We start from the raw sequence: 18940 nt of genomic DNA, 5'->3' as shown, positions 1-18940 counted from the left end.
AGAGTTTATAATAGCCCTCACTTTCTCAACCTTAAATAGGTAATGAGCTTGAGCGCATAACCCTTGCTATCTCATTGAAAGCTACTGCTTGAAATTCAGCTCAACAATTTTTCATGTTTTGATTGGCTCATTATAACTACGCTAGAGCAAATCGTTAACCTATAACATCCTATATGATGTTATCTACTACTAGTATATATTAATTTATGGTGATCAATCTGTAACTCTAATTACATTTTATAAATAATTAATTAATTACTTATTTTTGAAAGACATCTATAGGAAACTCCGTGAAGAAGAGTTAAAGCTCAAGACATAACAAAAATCCCGACCTCATGCGGACTGGATAATCATCTAGTTCTGAAACAAAAATGCGTATCCACTCACTAAAGAAGTGAATGAATACGCATTTGTGAGTATTACATGGTTATTGAATATTTACTTCGGTTGATTCTCCATATATTTTAGTGCAGAAAGCATTAACGTTGCCACTTCTGCTCTTGTTGCATTAAAGTTTGGCCCAAAGCGATCACCACTTATTCCATTAATTAAGCCTGCTTTTTTAGCAGCTGCAATGTAAGGTATAGCCCATGCCGATATTTGGTCATTATCATTAAACGATGATGTAGCATTTTCATCAACGCTAATTCCTAATGCACGAACCATTATTACTGCCATTTCTGTACGAGTAATTTGATTAGTTGGACGTAATGTATTGTCACCATAACCATTAATTACTCCACCTTGAATCAATTGAGCAAAGAATGATCTTGCCCAAGTTGGTACTTGATCTGCATCCGCGAAATCAAATTCACCATTCACTGTAGTCGATAACCCTAGTGTTCTTCCAATCATCGTTATAAATTCTGCTCGTGTCGCAGTATTATCTGGACGGAATGTACCGTCTTGATATCCATTAATAATACCTGCATTAGTTGCACGTTGAATGGAATCAGCTGCCCAGTGAGATGTAAGATCCTTAAATACAACTTTATGATCCGTTGGTGGGTTAGCCGGGCTTGTTGGTATCGGTGTTTCTGTTGGTTTTGGTGTTTCTGTTGGTGTCGGTGTTTCTGTTGGTGTTACTGTAGGCGTTGGGTTAGTTGGTTTTTGCGACGGTGTTGGCGTTGGTGTCGGTAACGGACTACCCTGTAAATCTACAATTCTACCTTCTATAGCTGAAGTCTCAGCTGTAATATTCCCTACTTCTTCAATATACTTCGTAAATACTTCATAGTCTGGCAAGTATAATAAATTCACTTTTCCTTCTTTGTATGCTTTTTCTAATGATGCATAGAAGTCTCCACCTTGTGCTGTAAAGGCATTTGTTGCTACTTCATAACTAGCAGTTAAGTCTAGCGGTACATAGTTAGCTCCATCTTTCACTTGAACACGCACTACACGCTGATTAACTGGTTTTGTTGAATCATAATCAAATCTCATACCAGAAATATGCGGGAATCTTCCATCTTTTGTTGTTGTAATTGTCGACACACCATTTTCCAATGCATCTAAAATTTCTTGACCCGTTAACATAATCGTTACGAGATCGTTATTGAATGGAAGCACGGTTAATACTTCACCTTGTGTAATATCTCCTACATTAATGGAATCTCGAATTCCTCCACCATTTTGTAGAGCAATAACAGCATTCGTTCCTGCGGCTTTTGCAGCATACAACATGCCATCGGCAATCAGATTACCCAGGTTCGTTTCTTGTGAACGTATATTTGTACGCACACCATTCAATACGACATCCGTATGTCCAACTACTTCATTCATTAGCGATTGAATACCTGGTTTGTATTTTGTTTCAAGTATTTCCTTCGCTTCTTCATCCTCTGCATACACATAGTTATTATTTCCATCTTTTGCTTCGATAGATACTAACTCTCCATTCCATTCTGTTAGAACGCCGTTCTCGTCAAACTTCACGTTCAGTTTACCTAAAAATTGTCCTTTTTCTCCTGTTTGAATAATTAGCTTCGGTGCTGTTGGATCTGTATTATCGACTACTGGCACATCTAGCTTAGTATGACTGTGTCCACCAACGATAACATCGACACCTTCCACTTCTTTTGCAAGCTCAAGGTCTGCATCATAGCCTAAATGAGAAAGGACGATAATTTTGTTAATATGCTGATCTTCTAGCATTGCTACTGCTGCTTTTGCTTTTTCTACGGCATCATCAAATGTTACATCCCCTGGTGAAGCAATGTTTGCTGTATCTTCAGTTGTTAGACCGATAATACCTACTTGCTCACCATCTATTTCTTTAATGATGGCAGGATAGATTTTTTTATCTTGTGCTGGCTTACCAATTTCATTTTTAAAGTATTCACGTAGAATTTCATCATTTGTAAAATTCACATTTGATGATACGAACGTAAATTTTGCATTATCGATAAAATCTGCTAATATCCCGGAGTTTTTATCAAATTCATGATTACCGAATGTCATGGCATCGTAGCCTACTAAATTCATGAATTCTAAATCAGCTTGACCTAAATATTTATTGAAATACAATGTACCTGAGAATACATCTCCTGCATCAACCAAAATCGGGTTAACTGCTTGAGCCTTTTCTTCTTTAATAGCTGTCACACGACGCAAGATATTATTCGGTGAATTTGTTGTATCAAGGTTTGCATGTGTATCGTTTGTATGCAAGATTGTTAGTTCAAAGTCAGAATCTGAAGGTAACGAACTACCCTGTAAATCTACAATTCTACCTTCTACAGCAGAAGTCTTAGCTGTAATATTCCCTACTTCTTCAATATACTTCGTAAATACTTCATAGTCTGGCAAGTATAGCAGGTTCACTTTTCCTTCTTTGTATGCTTTTTCTAATGATGCATAGAAGTCTCCACCTTGTGCTGTAAAGACATTTGTTGCTACTTCATAACTAGCAGTTAAGTCTAGCGGTACATAGTTAGCTCCATCTTTCACTTGAACACGCACTACACGCTGATTAACTGGTTTTGTTGAATCATAATCAAATCTCATACCAGAAATATGCGGGAATCTTCCATCTTTTGTTGTTGTAATTGTCGATACACCATTTTCCAATGCATCTAAAATTTCTTGACCCGTTAACATAATCGTTACGAGATCGTTATTGAATGGAAGCACGGTTAATACTTCACCTTGTGTAATATCTCCTACATTAATGGAATCTCGAATTCCTCCACCATTTTGTAGAGCAATAACAGCGTTCGTTCCTGCGGCTTTTGCAGCATACAACATGCCATCGGCAATCAGATTACCCAGGTTCGTTTCTTGTGAACGTATATTTGTACGCACACCATTCAATACGACATCCGTATGTCCAACTACTTCATTCATTAGCGATTGAATACCTGGTTTGTATTTTGTTTCAAGTATTTCCTTCGCTTCTTCATCCTCTGCATACACATAGTTATTATTTCCATCTTTTGCTTCGATAGATACTAACTCTCCATTCCATTCTGTTAGAACACCATTTTCGTCAAACTTCACGTTCAGTTTACCTACGAATTGTCCTTTTTCTCCTGTTTGAACAATCAGCTTCGGTGCTGTTGGATCTGTATTATCGACTACTGGCACATCTAGCTTAGTATGACTGTGTCCACCAACGATAACATCGACACCTTCAACCTCTTTTGCAAGCTCAAGGTCTGCATCATAGCCTAAATGAGAAAGGACGATAATTTTGTTAATATGCTGATCTTCTAGCATTGCTACTGCTGCTTTTGCTTTTTCTACGGCATCATCAAATGTTACATCCCCTGGTGAAGCAATGTTTGCTGTATCTTCAGTTGTTAGACCGATAATACCTACTTGCTCACCATCTATTTCTTTAATGATGGCAGGATAGATTTTTTTATCTTGTGCTGGCTTACCAATTTCATTTTTAAAGTATTCACGTAGAATTTCATCATTTGTAAAATTCACATTTGATGATACGAACGTAAATTTTGCATTGTCGATAAAATCTGCTAATACTCTGGAGTTTTTATCAAATTCATGATTACCGAATGTCATGGCATCGTAGCCTACTAAATTCATGAATTCTAGATCAGCTTGACCTAAATATTTATTGAAATACAATGTACCTGAGAATACATCTCCTGCATCAACCAAAATTGGGTTAACTGCTTGAGTCTTTTCTTCTTTAATAGCTGTCACACGACGCAAGATATTATTCGGTGAATTTGTTGTATCAAGGTTTGCATGCGTATCATTTGTATGCAGAATGGTTAGTTCAAAATCTGAGTCTGACAGTGATTGACCTAGATCAATTTGTGCTACAACTGGATCATGATCAGATACACGTCCATCCGTTGGAGAAAAATCAGCATTCAAATGTACAACATCTACCTGTGCATGACGAGTTAGGTTTTTGCTTACCAGAATATGGTCAAGTACTTGTGAGTTTCCATCATATGTGTACGTATAACGCTCATTTAGAGGAAGCTCATCAATCAAATTATCAAGTTCATTTCCTTTAAGCAGTTGAGCAGTGCTAGTAAATTGAAAATCATTCAAATCTCCAACCACTACGATATTAGCAGCTGCGTTTTTCGTTTTAATATCTTTCACAAAATTGTTTACCACTGTTGCAATTTGATGACGTTGTGCTTCACTAGATTTAACCGCTGGTTGAGTTACACTGAACGGACCAGTATCCCCTGATTTCGAGTTGAAATGATTGTTAATAACAATTACTTTCTCACCTTTGAACTCAAATTGTGCAGCAAGTGGCTTACGTGAACTACTAAATACAGAATTAGTTGGTTCAATACGTCCAGGATTATACGTTAATTGATCACTTGCTTCCACATAGCTAACTGCTTCTGCAGCCGATCCTTTAACATTATTTTCACTTGCTGATAATGTTACACGTTCAGGATTATACAAGAAACCAACTCGAATGTTACCTCCTGGCGCACCACCATCCATATTGTTTTCTGGAGCAATATCTACATATGAATACTCTGGACCACCAGCAGTAACAATAGCTTGAATTAGAGCAGTTGCATCTGCTTCAACAACAGCATTATTTGTTTGACCATTACCATCTTGCATTTCTACAACACTGATAATATCAGGTGTTTTCATGTTAGATACAATAGATTCCGCTAATCTCCCGGTTTTATCTGCACCTACTCCAGGATAGTAGTTTTCAATATTGTAAGCAGCAATCAATAATTGATCTTCATCTGGCTCAATCGTCGTTGTTTCACGTCGGAAAGCACCTTCATTAATTGCAGGTAAGCTATTCCATGCAGGAATCACTTTAAAGTTTCCGTTGTTATATCCGATTACACCTGTAATATTACTTGCAAATGAATCTCCTGTACTTACTTCTTTTCCAGGATTACCATAAGCAATTAATAGGCGCTGAGGATTCAAATTATCATCTTCCTTCAGTACTAACCCCCCTGCAGGAGATATTACATCAGTAGCATCATTTTGAATCCTTGTTGGGATATTATATACCATTGAATTTCCTGAACCACTTGTCCAATATGGACTAATAATTGTTGGATTAGGAAGCTCAACAAGCATACCTTCTAATGATTCATAGAAATCAATTGCATCCTCTTCAGGTTGAAACTCAGTCATAGGAATTTCATCATTGTCGATGATGGATGAAGGAATAACTGTTCCATCTTCTCCAAGCAATACTGGGTCAGGTAATATGTTGTTTGAAGATACAATTACTCGACTTGTCATCGTAATTTGTGTTGATGTTAAATTACTTGAACTTCCTTCGTTATATTCCGACACCGAGCCAGTTACTGAGACTAGATCACCAATAGCTGGTTTCAATGACTCACTCGTGCTATATACAAAAATTCCTTCTGAAGTATTCACATTAGCATCCGGTTCTGCATCTTGCATAAAGAATCCTTTGTACGCACCAGTAGCAAATGTATAACCGTATTGAGTAACAATTCCTTCTACCCCATCTACCGTCTGTCCTACAAACGGTGTAGTATGAGATTCACCTTGAATATGATGAATACGGGGCTTTTCCGTAGCTGTATATTCAAATGTATACACATCACTTGTAACTTCGTTTGATACTACAATAGCTTTAATAGTCGTATCTGCACTTATCTGGATTGGTTCAACATAAATCGTACTGATTTCAGTAGGAGTAGAACCATCTGTCGTAAAGTAAATAACTGAATCACTTGTTGGAGTTGAAAGTGTAACACTACTTCCAATTATAATTTGTCCTGCGCCTGGACTTGCAATAACTGAGAACAAATCTTCAACTAATGCTTCAGCACTAAGTGGGATAAATTGATAATCTGAACTGTATTGTTTAATAACTCCAGTAATTTTTGCAAATGTTGCACCTGCTTTTAATGTAGGGATCGTTGAATAAATAATAAAATTAGTTCCACCTTGACTTGCTGTAACCTTACTACCTACCACACTTTCAATAGTTACATTTTCTAATGTAACAAGTTCTGCTTCATATGCTTCACCATTTGCTAATGATAAATCATTTCCAGTTATCAGTAGAGGTTGTGGTATTGTTACATTTTCCTCTACAACTTGATATTGTAGTCCTTCTAGAGGTTTAATTTCTTGTAGATTACTATAGATCTCCATGTAGCCACTAACTTCAACGCGATCACCAACGTTAGCAAAAGAAGTAAAACCATAAAGCACTATTCCTGCTGTTTCATCCTGTATATATATTTCTGGACCATCAATATGAGTTACAATTCCAGAAGTCATAACATTCTGACCTACCGGAGCCAGACGAGCTGTCGCTATATCACTTTGTTCCAAAAGATCATATTCAAAAGTAGAAGCTTGACTATCTGCATAGCCGTCTGCTTCAGCATATGCCTTAATAGTAGTTGGTTCAGTTATTTCTATTGGGCCAATATACTCTACGAAGTTATTATCTTCACCTAGGCCATTTACAGATACATAAACCACAGCATTTTCAGTTTCTGTGCTAAGTGATATTTCAGTACCTGTAGGCCAAGCGTTCGATCCATGTGATGCTGTTACATCACGAACAGCCAATTCATTATATTGACTATTACGTGGATCAGGAGCTGCTACAGTGAAATCTAACAGATTATTATCTGTATCTAGTCCACGACTATTAGCCGGAGCTCCAGCAGCTGGGTTTCGAATTGCAGCTGTTGTATTGGATAACACAGGAACCGGAGAAGTTTCTGACTGATTAGCCGAACCAAATCCAACTAAATCAATGGTATTGCCTGTTTCATCTTCTAATTTAACTTTTCCATTTGATCCACTGATAGCTATTGGTCCACTAGCATCAGGAGTTGGTAATTCCAAAGTTCCACCTGTGCCAGCTGCTTCTTGTACCAAATAATAACTTTGAGGTGCAATCGTTCCATTCAGTACTGTTACATTATTACCGTTGAATGTGCCTGCACTACTTGTATATTCTACCTTCCAATTTTGAACATTTACCGTTTCATCTGTAGGATTATATAGCTCAATAAAGTCATTCTTATACTGGGCGCCAGTGTTTCCGCCACCTCCGTATACTTGTGAAATAACAATATGATCGATTACTTCTGCTGCCTGAACCAATGGGGTACCTACGCTTGCAAGAACATTACCAAACACTAATACAATAGCCAATATTGTAACTGTCCTTTTCTTCAATCGAGAAAATAAATCCTGCATGCTTGTTATTCCCCTTTTCTTCACTTGGATTAATTTACTATCGACTTTAGAATAGTGGTAATATGTTATCCAAATATCAAAATAAAGTTAAGTTGTAGTAAATATGAACGCATTTTAAAATTTGTTTATTAAAAAATTCAATTAAATTCGCCGAATAAACACTTCTCACATAGCGACTTCGTCACTTTTGGAAACGCAATATTGCGAGATAAATGCACACAATACTTTTGGTACTTGGCCTTTAGATAAACCTCTTCAACTCATCAAAACCATAGAGATATTGTTATCAAATTGATCGAGAAAAATAAACAGTCTTGAAAACAGTCTGAGTAATTGGATTAATGCATTAGGCAGAGGAATACGAGGATTAGAAGAGAAAATCATTGACGCTCAAAATCAACTCAAGGACATAAACCTGATATTAGTGATGAGTTTGTAAGAAACCTTTTAAATAGAAAAAAAACACCTACTTCAATTGGCTGACTCAGCAGACCAGAAAGCAAGTGCTCCAAGAATATGTTCAACAATTAATGATACAACCATCAAATGATATTAATAATTTTGACACCGAAATCACTTATAGGGTTTAAATGGTGACTGCATCCTCTATTACATACCAAGTTTTATTTTTGTATAGCAGTTACGTTAATATCGTCAAAATACAATGTTGTCAGTCCCTCAAACCCGGAATCAACGCCGACTAGCAGGAACAGTTCGCCTTTCGCATTCGTTTTCACAGCCGCATTATACTCAAAGTTTTTACGTTGATACCCTGCTTTTTCGGAGTTTAACTTCGTGATATTACCCACAACCTCCGCATCCGTACCACCTGTCGATTGGTTTCCTTTGTCAATATTCATCCTATAATACTTTACGTCGTCTCCAGTCGTTTCAACCGATAAGGGTTCTTTATTGAGTATACCCGCCTTAACTATGACTGAGCTGCCCGGAGATCCTCCTATCCCCATCATTCCACCAGCGACATCAGTATACATCGCAAAATCGAGTTTTACTTGATAGGTGGTATTCGGCGTAAAGCCTCCAACGTCACGGGAAAGGAACATGAATAAATCGTCACTGCGGTTATGACCCTTGAGCTTAAGACCATAATTGGTCTTGTTAGCGTCTCCGAGAGGTAAAAGCTCTCTGGCACGTTCTAATTCGTAGATGTCCTTATTGTAATCGACCGGAAGATCGGAAAATCCCCCTATCCAACTCTCGTTATTTTCATCGAAATTATAGCTGATCTTAATGCTGTCTTGGACATTCGCGTTTTTCGTGATCGTAATTGTGCGAGATGCCGATGTCCAATTTGCTTTCGCTCCCATAAGAACCGCCATACTCCTCGCTGGCACGAACAAGCTTCCTTTTATCAACTTTACTCGTTCCGGAAGCATTATCTTCTCACCTTTCGCATTGATAGCCATATTGGTGTTCACTGATAATTTAATTTGATCGAAAGATTTCCCTGTCAGCGTAGTGGTCTTACTTGCAGGATCCCAGACAACCCCTACGCCAAGTGATTCAGCCATTGCCCGAAGGGGAACCATGGAAATACCATGAAGTTCATAGGGTGCCACCGCCAAGTCATATTTGCCTATATTATTCGAATATGAAGATTGCTCCAATTTAAATTGTACGGATTTAGTCACTTCTGCTGCATGCGATTGCGGAGCATAGACTAACGAAACAGCAGTTGCAACGATTAGTCCAGATATAGCAATTTTTTTGTTCATCCTAATTTTGCACCATCCTTGTTGTAATACATTTTTAACGAGGGTTTGGACATAAAGGTTGCATTAGTATAATTAATTTAATGAAAGCTGCCCTGCTTTCTCTCAGAAACCAGCATCCATTAACTTCCAAACAAATTATAACCAGCTATAGGCAAAATTTACGGACCATTTTGACTCTGATAAATAGAGAAAGCAATGATCGGGGACATCAGGCTATTGCAAAGGGATTGGCCTTCGAACGTAATGGCTACTAAACATTTGATATAGTTGTTTGCTCATTCCCCTCTCAGGGACACTTTGTCATAGAACTCCTACTTTATTCCCTAGTTTCGCTAGGCGCGCAGAAATAGAAAAATCTGATGTCGCAGAAATCGTTGAAGTGTTAGTAACAAAAAGTGCCATGGTCAGAATAAATATTAGCATAATATGAAATCCACTTTTCACCTTCGCCATTTAAGAATAACCTCCCACTATTATTGTTTTATTTTGCAAGACATAAAGCAATAAGCTCATCCACATGGGCTGTGGCTAGACATTCTACCGTATCTGCAGCACCGTAATAAATTTTGACCTCGCCAGAATCCTCCAATATCATTCCTCCAGGAAAAATGACATCATTACGAAATCCACCCGTCGTTTCATATATTGCCTCAGGAACTAGCAATGGTTGCTTGCTCATACCAATGATCTTGTGCGGTTGTTCCAAATCAAGCAGCATGATTCCTGCAGTATACCTTTTCTTCCAGCTTTCCTCCCATCCATTCTTACCGCGAGACTCATCGAGATCGACCGCATGGAACAGAGTCAACCAGCCATGCTCCGTCTTGATGGGAGGTGCGGCAGGACCTAGCTTATCATTGGCAAATGGAACCTGCTCGACTCCAAGCACCAGCTGAGAGTTTCCCCAATACTTTAAATCCGGAGAATCCGACATCCATATATCAAAGCGGTCTACTCCCCCTCTTCCGTATACGGTAAAAGGACGCTCTAAACGGACAAACTTGCCGTCAACCTTCTCTGGAAATAGCACCATATTTCGATTATCGGGTAAGGACAAACTAATAATATCAAAGTTTTGAAAATCATCCGTAACAGCAACACCTCCACGTACACCATGCTGCGTATCCACTGCAAAACACATGTAGCAACGACCTTCTATGACCGTCAACCGTGGATCATAGACGCGAATAATTTCCTCATCATTAAGCTTCCAGCATGCCTTCGGCTGCACCTCCCAATGTATGCCGTCAGCACTGAAAGCAAAACCAAGATCCGTGTGATGATGTGGAAAAATAGTGGAAGTCTTTTCATCCCCATAGTCATTGCGAAACACCATGACATACTTGCCTTCAAACTTGCAAACCCCTGCATTAAACACCAAAGAAGGTCCATAAGGAACCTGCTTTGGTGTCAAAATAGGATTGTTAGGGTGCCTCTGTACTACTGTGCTTGATTCTAGCTTTCCTATTTTTAATGGTAGTTTCATATCCATGTTTCTTATCTCCTTTTTACCGTTCACTTTTACCCCTTCAGTGAACCAGCATTCATTTGCATGAACGATTTATTCGTAAATACATATACAACCAGCAGCGGGATAATTGACAAGCACGCACCCGCCATCATAATATGTGTCTGGGACGCTGCTGACACTCCATGACGAAGTGAGGCAAGACCTACAGTTAAAGTCTGAAGATTCGGTTGATTCATAGTAAATACTTGCGGTAGAATATATTCGTTCCACGCTCCTCGGAAGGTAAACAAAGCCACAACGCCCAAGCCTGGAGTAAGCATTGGAAGAAGAATACGGTAATAGGTTTTGAAAAAGCTTGCTCCGTCAATTTTCGCCGCTTCATCCAATTCACGTGGAATTGCCTTCATAAAACTAAGTAAAATAAAAAAAACGGAAGCATGAGCGCTAATTAAAATTAGAATTACGCCCCACAGAGAAGAATAAAGATTTAACTTAATCATTAACTCAAACTGTGGACGAAGCACAACAGCACCGATAGAAATGAACATCGTGGCTGCTTGGATAGCGATAAAAAAGCGCTTGCCCACAAACTCTAGTCGGTCAACGGCGACTGCTGCCATCGAAGCAATGATAAGCGTACCTACAGTCGTCGTTATACCTACAAATAAGCTATTCCAAGTATATCTAGCGAAATTCGCTCCAACCCAGGCTTCAGCATAATTGGAAAACTCCCAAGATGATGGGAAAATAGTGGCACCCGTAGTCAACTCTGCATTGGTTTTAAATGAGCCTAATAACGCAATAATGACAGGAAATAGAATAATTAAGGCGATAAGCGATAGAAATACCCACAATATAGTCCGGGAAGCCACCCGCTTTGCTTTGTAATGCTTTGACACTTTTAATTCACTTGTTGCAGCTTGCGTAACCATGGTCTTCCCTCCTAATAAACATCATTCAACTTTTTGGATAGTCTGAAATATATCAATGTAATGACACCGACAATGACAGCACTGGCAAAACCAACGGCACTACCGTAACCAATCTGCTGCTCTACAATCGATTCACCTAATGCTGGGAACAAGAGCTTATATACATAAAGGAACATGACTTCCGTTTTTCCGATTGGCCCCCCAACCGTCATGACGAGAATACTCTCATATCCTTTCAACGCATTGATAATCGCCAGCATAATGATCATCTGCAAGGCAGGACCTAGCATTGGAATGGTAATAAAGCGGAATTGCTGAGCTTGGTTAGCCCCATCTAGTGATGCACTTTCGTACATATCAGTCGGAATGTTCTGAAGTCCAGCAATAAATAGCAGCATATAATTGCCTAGACCGCCCCAAACCGCAGTAAGGATGACCGTAAGCATCGCATATTTGGGTCCGAGCCAGCTAATTGGTTCGGAGAAGCCAGTATACTTCATCAATAATTGATTCAACACACCATTGTAAGAATTAAATATAACGAAAAAGACCACTGCCATAACAGCTGCACTGATTACCGTCGGCATAAAGATCACTACTCTGAAGAAATGCGCTCCGCGCATTTTTTGATTGAGAATGACAGCAAGAATCAGTGCCAGTGGAATCGTTAGGACCAGCTTGCCTCCTGAATAAACAAAAGTATTCAATACTGAATTCCAAAACAATTCATCATGAAATAAGCGAACAAAATTTTCTAATCCAATAAATCTTGCTTCACCGTATCCCTTATAATTGTAAAACATATACCGAATGGCCCACAGGATCGGATATACTCCCAACACGAGCGTGAAGATTAAACTTGGTAGTACAAATCCATAACTATTCATATATCTTACTGTGCGATTCATAGCTGACTCCACCCCATTCCATTTTTGAAAAAAGGGAATCTCAGAAGACCCCCTTTTCATTTTTATGTGTTATTTCCCATATTGACCCTGCAAGTCCTTCGGATTGAAATCAGGCATCGGCTCAATCTCAACTTCTCCAGCGGATTTCGCTTTCTCTAGTGCAGAATTATAACGATCATTGATTTTCACAATAATTGCGTCAAGATCACCGCCTTCAATCATATATTTAAAGAATTCATCACTCGAGTTGGAGCCTTCTATCGTTACCGTCGGATGAAGTGGCCAAATACCATCCATCTGCGTAGGTAAAAACTCATCTATCCCATAAATCTCTGGATTTTGTGCTGATGCAGCTACCGAAGGAACCATAGATATACCGAATCCTTGCTCATGGTATTTTACGAGAACTTCATCTTTGTACATGTATTCTAGGAATTTAAATGCTTCCTTCTTATGTTTCGAGTCCTTGCTGATCGCAAGCCACTGTCCACCTAAGAAACCAGATGCACCCTCTACATTACCAGTAACCGTCGGTGCTGGAGCTGCATTCCACTCAATCTTTGCTGGGAATTGGTTTTGGTATACGCCTGGCTCAGAGGAATAAGACAAGTACATTCCGATCTTGCCTTCTGCAAATTGCGCTCTTAGCGGGTCGATATCCAGCGACTCCACGCCTGGCAGCATGCTGCCATCATCCATCATTTGTTTAAACCCTTCGATAATCTCTTTAAATCCGCTAAAATCATATTTTCCTGATTTGAAGTCGTAACCAAAACCGCCGTAACCGCTCACTTCTGCTATCACTCGTGCGGAGCGCGACAATGCACTGTTTGGATTTTTAAAGTTCAATGCGAAGCCATAAGCACCTTCGCTTTTTCCGACTTCCGTAATCTTTTTCGCTGCTTCTACCATCTCTTGCACTGTTGTAGGAGGGTTAACGATACCAGCCTTTTCAAACAGCTCCACATTGTAGATTAAACGCATGGTTACACCATAATTAGGCAAACTGTATATTTTTCCATCAAATAGATTGAAATCTTGGAATTGTGGGAATTTCTCTCTCATCTCATCCGTCAAGTAATCATCCAAAGGTTCCATATAATCTTTCTTATAGTAAGTCTGAATAGTATTTTCCTTCGCTCGGAAAATATCGGGAGACTGACCGCTTACAAAAGCAATGTCGAGCGCTTGATCGTACTCACCAGTCACAACCAATTCCACCTCGATATTATCTTCATTGGTCTCGTTGTACTGATCAATAACTTCTTTTATGAATTCCGCATCATGTCGATCACCTGTCCAATAGGTCAGTTTTGTCTTTTCCCCTGATGTACTGCTTGTAGCCGGGCTGGCTGGACTTGGGCTGCTTGGAGAATTTCCCGTTGCATTTCCTCCTGAATTACAAGCTGTTATAATCATGATGACTACCAGTCCAAATACTAATGCTAACAATTTTTTGTTCATTTTTTTTCCTCCCCTTAGTTGAGTGAGTGATTCACTTTGCTTACAAGATTAACTATAAAAGAACTTCCCGGAGTTTTTAATGAGGTAAACCTTATGTTAAGGGCAGAAAAACAGATAGGTTACCGATTGTCAGATCCCAAATAATATTCCTTGAATTCGCTCGGTGTCATACCAGTATGCTTTTTAAACACATCACTAAAATAACGCCGATGCTCATAGCCAAGCTCCATGGCGATGTTCTGGACAGGTTCCCCAGCAACCAACATGCTTTTGGCAAGGCTGATTCGCTCTTGAGTAACATACTGATTGAAGGTTTTGCCTATTTCCTTCTTGAATAAATTAGCAAAGTAACCTCCACTGAGGCTGACTACACGTGCACAACGATCAATCGTCAATTCCTCTCCAATATGAGAATGAATGTATTGTAACGCTTGTTGAATTATTTTCTGAGACTCATTCTGCCGATTTAGGGCGGTCAGTTGACAGCCATCTGAAACAAGTAGCTTTAACTCTTGATGCATCTCCTGCAAAGACAAAGTATTAGAATGAGTACGAAGTTGCTGCACCCGTTCCTCCAATGAACGCAATTTCTCTGCTGGTATAATCTCCAACAGAGTGCGATAAATAACCGAGGTCCATAATGCAAATATATTGGACACATATTCGGGTGGAGGAAGCGAACTCAAAGATGTAATCTCTTGAACTAGTGAATTCAGTATTTCTAGTGCAAGTTCTTCATTGCCCGAACGTAATGAATAGATGAAGCTCTCCTCCATCTTAATTGAGAATCCTGGTCGAACCGTGTCCTGAACAGGAAGGGCGGAGGCATGAAACGATGCATTTCCACCCGTATAGAAATGATAGGATAAGGCCGTTACTGCTTGTTGATACGACTCAGGAATTTCACATATATCCATCACAATGCTGCCAACACCGATTGAAACAGTGAATTTTGTGTATTTCTCGATATTCACACAGCATTTTTCAGCTATACTCAGAGCTTCTTGAGCGTCGGAGCTATTCAACAAAATAACGAATCGCTGGACAGTTTCCCTGAATAAAATGCAGGGTGTATGCGTCCGTACTGTCTCCTCGAGAATATTTTGCAGTGCGAAACGAATCAACTCGATATCATGCACGGGCTTATTAGCATAGCGTTTATGAAAATCATCAATCTCCACGATCATGACGCTCAAATGGTCAGGCTTCAAATCCAAGCCAATAAAATCCCACCTCTCCCGGCTCTTGTTCCTGTCGACCTGATGATGTATCAGTAGATTAAGATGCTCCTGCCGCAGTATAGGCATGCTTCGTTTCACCTGTTTCTCCAGCTGATCGATTGATGTCTGTGTTCTTTTATCCTCTAACCATTCCTCCTTAGCTTTCAAGGTAACATTTATCACCTCTTGGACCGTAAATGGTTTCTTAATGAAATCGATTGCGCCGAGTTGAATCGCCTGACGTGCATATTCAAAATCGGCATAACCGCTCAGAATAACAATCTTGCAATTCGGTAAGATACTGATAATATTTTCAGTCATAGATAAGCCATCGAGTTTTGGCATTCGGATATCTGTCAATACTATATCCGGCCTTTCTTTCTTAATTACGTTTAAACCTTCTTCCCCATCACGCGCTCGACCAACTACCTTTAATCCATATTTGTCCCATGGTATTTTCGTTGTAATCATATCCAATACACTTCGAATGTCGTCAACAACAACCATTTTAGCTATCTCAGTTTCCATACGTAACGCCAGCCCCTTCCCAAGGTATGACAATAGTAATTTTAGTTCCTACATCTAGTTGACTCTGAATACGAAGCTCAGCTTGTTCACCATAATACAGCTGGATTCTTTCACGTATATTATGAAGCGCATAACCGTTCATCTGGTTTTCTAAAGCGATTTTTGAATCATGGTCGTCCAATTTCTGCTTAAATCCTACTCCATTATCCGTAACACATATGCAGAAAAATTCATCTTTTCTGAAGACAGCAATATGAATCCGCCCTCCTGCCGTTCGATCTCGAAATCCATGAAATATACTGTTCTCTACCAGTGGCTGCAGAATCAACTTTAGTACAGGGTATTCCTCGGGTATTTCAGGATCAATTTTCATTTCGTACTCAAATAACTCTTCATAGCAATTCTCTTGTAAAATTAGATATTGTTTGACATGGTCGAGCTCCGACTGAAGCGTGGTAATATTTTTTCCGTTATTCAGCCCCATTCTAAACATATTGGATAACGAAATAATCATCTCATTGACCTGTTCATTTTCTCCCAACACCGATTTGCAATAAATCGTATTTAAGGTGTTATAGAAAAAATGCGGATCGATTTGTGCTGTCAACGCTTTCATTTCTGCCTTTCGTTTGGATTGCTCTGTTACGTATATTTCATGAATTAAACGTTCAATACGCTCAAGCATCCGATTAAATGCGAACCCCGCTTTACTGACCTCATCGTTATAGCTGCTACGATAGCGTGTACTTAAGTCATCTGAAGTTTCCACGCGCGACATTAGCCGAACCAAGCGTATCAGCGGCAGTGTTAGCAAGCGAGATAGCACATTGGAAAACACAAATGCGATTAAAATAAACACGCTTACCATTGTAATCGCCGTCCATTTAATAACATTCACTTGCTCCAAAAGCTCCGTCTTTGACTGTACTCGATAAAAAATCCAGTCCTTCACAATGCTCGAACGATAATAATTGACGAGATAGGTTGAGCCGCTTGAGGTGTCATATTCAAAATAGCCGCTTTTATGTTCTTGATTGGGATCTTGAGTGTATAGAATATGCTGTAGCTCTTCAAAACTCACCTCTAGCTGAGAATCAGGTATGCTCAGTACTGAAGTACTTTCCCCATTTAGCATAAAGACAGGACTGGCACTTTTGGATAGGTCCTTCTGAAGAAGTCCAACCAGATCTCGCTCCTTAATATTGACTAAGATATATACACCTGTCAGGGGCCGCTGATAATCTATAACTCCCTCCATCACCAAAGTCACAACACGATCATTGCCCGAAAAAAACTGATCCTCATGTCCCTCTATCCATATCGGTTTCCGATTCTTTGCAATTTGTTCATAAATCGAAGAATCAAAAAATGAATATTGAGGAAGTCTGACACTACTCGTCGGATAGTAATCGCCCATGGGTGTTGATATCAATAAGCTATGAATAATTCGCTCATTAAACATGATTTGGGTAAACACCTTCTGCAAATTCGTTAAATGCGTGTAATATCTCCCTGACTCTTCCAAGTTTGCATCATTCATCGCATCATGGAAGGAATCGCTAATCATGAGTGACATCATAGATACCGCAATTTTCTGCAGCTTCTCATCCATGATTTGCGCCGATTTATTGACCGTATCCTGACTCATCTTCAGCGTATTGTCTTGAAGCATTTTTGCAGCAAAATAATAAGATGCCCAACCAGTTGCCAGTATAGAAATAGATATCAATAATACAAAAGCTATCCATATTCGTGTGCCAAAGGAAAGACCATACATTCTTCTCCACATACTTTAATCCCCCTATACATCACATATGTGATGTAGCTATCTATCTTTATTCATATTAAGTGTATTATGAATGTTCGATTCTTTATAGGTTAAATATAACAATTAATTAGTGTGGTAAAAACAATCACTAGGGCAGAAATACGTATATTCGCTAATATCATCAACTTCTTTTAGTATCTAATTGAACTCTTGCATTTTAATTTATCGGAATAGCATCATCTAGTTCCTCAATTATTGAACAAAAAAACCCGACCTCATGCGGTCGGGTTTAATCATGGTGGAGGCGAGCTTACACTGTTTAAAACCCTGCAGTCGAATTCAAGTCAAAGAAAATATATATTTTAAATAGGTAAGATTGACATAGATATTATGCATAGAACCTAAATTATTTATCCAGTTATATTACCGTATAAAGTATACTTATCAAAGTACTAAAGTACAGCAATGCAGTAGTCAACACGACTACTGCATTTTTAATATTCATAATTCCATTTACTGTTAGATGAAAAAATCAGTTCACTACGTTGTTGATTAAATCTTTTCGATATATGTTATGGGCTACTAATCTCATTTAATTATGAGTTTCTCATAAAATTTATCATTCAGTATTAGGTATAGGAGTTATATTAATAATGATAAAATAAATGAATGTATCCTTTTAGAATTAGTGGATATATCAGATCCTGTGACACCATGATTTTCAAAATATGTATTTAATATAATTCAGTATACAAGTTCTAATCTGTTAACTGGATACATGAGTACTTACCATGTTTCTGCAAGAAACATACATCGGAAGATCATGCTAAACAAACGATGAATGGCATGTTCGCCGTCAAATCCGCATCGCAACAACGCATCGTAATCACCCGTTAGAAAACAACAAAAAAGCCTACTGCGTATGCAGTAGACTCATCCGTGCTTGGCGACGTCCTACTCTCCCAGGACCCTGCGGTCCAAGTACCATCGGCGCTGAAAGGCTTAACGGTCGTGTTCGAGATGGGTACGCGTGGTTCCCTTTCGCCGTCATCACCAAACGTCTTACTAGAGCTTGCGCCCTCAAAACTGGATGTGAAAGGTAAAACTCCAAAGTGAATCATTTGAATCTATGCTTCCGATGTATTTTTCTATCTTCGCTTGCGCTCCGTCTAGAAAAATTGTAGGATAAGCCCTCGACCGATTAGTATTCGTCAGCTACATGTATTGCTACACTTACAC

The 18940-nt window shown here is 39.0% G+C and carries 9 protein-coding genes and 1 rRNA gene; all 10 read right to left on the bottom strand.

Annotated features, from left to right (window positions below):
* Window positions 1–438: 438 nt before the first annotated feature.
* Complete coding sequence (locus AC1TO5_RS05690; protein WP_482061843.1) at window positions 439–7674, bottom strand: 5'-nucleotidase C-terminal domain-containing protein; 7236 nt, start codon at window positions 7672–7674, stop codon at window positions 439–441.
* 623 nt (window positions 7675–8297) lie between these two features.
* On the bottom strand, window positions 8298–9410 hold the full coding sequence (locus AC1TO5_RS05685; RefSeq protein WP_482061842.1) for a stalk domain-containing protein: 1113 nt from the start codon (window positions 9408–9410) through the stop codon (window positions 8298–8300).
* A 300-nt stretch (window positions 9411–9710) separates the two neighbouring features.
* Complete coding sequence (locus tag AC1TO5_RS05680) at window positions 9711–9863, bottom strand: hypothetical protein (RefSeq protein WP_482061841.1); 153 nt, start codon at window positions 9861–9863, stop codon at window positions 9711–9713.
* 28 nt (window positions 9864–9891) lie between these two features.
* The gene (locus AC1TO5_RS05675) at window positions 9892–10896 is read right to left on the bottom strand and encodes a glycoside hydrolase family 130 protein (protein WP_482062469.1); all 1005 of its coding nucleotides are present in this window, start codon (window positions 10894–10896) and stop codon (window positions 9892–9894) included.
* A gap of 35 nt (window positions 10897–10931) precedes the next feature.
* A complete protein-coding gene (locus AC1TO5_RS05670; RefSeq protein WP_482061840.1) occupies window positions 10932–11813 on the bottom strand; it encodes a carbohydrate ABC transporter permease in 882 nt (293 codons plus the stop codon).
* An 11-nt stretch (window positions 11814–11824) separates the two neighbouring features.
* Window positions 11825–12721 (bottom strand): carbohydrate ABC transporter permease, encoded by an 897-nt coding sequence (locus tag AC1TO5_RS05665; RefSeq protein WP_482061839.1) that lies wholly within the window; start codon window positions 12719–12721, stop codon window positions 11825–11827.
* A 69-nt stretch (window positions 12722–12790) separates the two neighbouring features.
* On the bottom strand, window positions 12791–14185 hold the full coding sequence (locus AC1TO5_RS05660; protein ID WP_482061838.1) for an ABC transporter substrate-binding protein: 1395 nt from the start codon (window positions 14183–14185) through the stop codon (window positions 12791–12793).
* A 119-nt stretch (window positions 14186–14304) separates the two neighbouring features.
* Window positions 14305–15933: a response regulator gene (locus AC1TO5_RS05655; protein ID WP_482061837.1), complete on the bottom strand. Its 1629-nt coding sequence runs from the start codon at window positions 15931–15933 to the stop codon at window positions 14305–14307.
* Entirely contained in the window at window positions 15923–17722 is a 1800-nt protein-coding gene (locus AC1TO5_RS05650; RefSeq protein ID WP_482061836.1) for a sensor histidine kinase, read from the bottom strand. Before AC1TO5_RS05650 ends, AC1TO5_RS05655 begins: the two co-directional genes overlap by 11 nt.
* Window positions 17723–18642: 920 nt before the next feature.
* Window positions 18643–18759, bottom strand: a 5S ribosomal RNA gene (gene rrf / locus AC1TO5_RS05645).
* Between the last annotated feature and the right edge of the window lie 181 nt (window positions 18760–18940).

The sequence above is a fragment of the Paenibacillus sp. Y930 genome, assembly GCF_056786375.1.
This window is presented reverse-complemented; position numbering and strand designations above follow the sequence as displayed.

Excerpts from the sequence above, each read along its gene's own strand:
- AC1TO5_RS05690 (WP_482061843.1), bottom strand. The coding sequence starts at position 7,674 with ATGCAGGATTTATTTTCTCGATTGAAGAAAAGGACAGTTACAATATTG.
- AC1TO5_RS05685 (WP_482061842.1), bottom strand. The coding sequence starts at position 9,410 with ATGAACAAAAAAATTGCTATATCTGGACTAATCGTTGCAACTGCTGTT.
- AC1TO5_RS05680 (WP_482061841.1), bottom strand. The coding sequence starts at position 9,863 with ATGGCGAAGGTGAAAAGTGGATTTCATATTATGCTAATATTTATTCTG.
- AC1TO5_RS05675 (WP_482062469.1), bottom strand. The coding sequence starts at position 10,896 with ATGAAACTACCATTAAAAATAGGAAAGCTAGAATCAAGCACAGTAGTA.
- AC1TO5_RS05670 (WP_482061840.1), bottom strand. The coding sequence starts at position 11,813 with ATGGTTACGCAAGCTGCAACAAGTGAATTAAAAGTGTCAAAGCATTAC.
- AC1TO5_RS05665 (WP_482061839.1), bottom strand. The coding sequence starts at position 12,721 with ATGAATCGCACAGTAAGATATATGAATAGTTATGGATTTGTACTACCA.
- AC1TO5_RS05660 (WP_482061838.1), bottom strand. The coding sequence starts at position 14,185 with ATGAACAAAAAATTGTTAGCATTAGTATTTGGACTGGTAGTCATCATG.
- AC1TO5_RS05655 (WP_482061837.1), bottom strand. The coding sequence starts at position 15,933 with ATGGAAACTGAGATAGCTAAAATGGTTGTTGTTGACGACATTCGAAGT.
- AC1TO5_RS05650 (WP_482061836.1), bottom strand. The coding sequence starts at position 17,722 with ATGTGGAGAAGAATGTATGGTCTTTCCTTTGGCACACGAATATGGATA.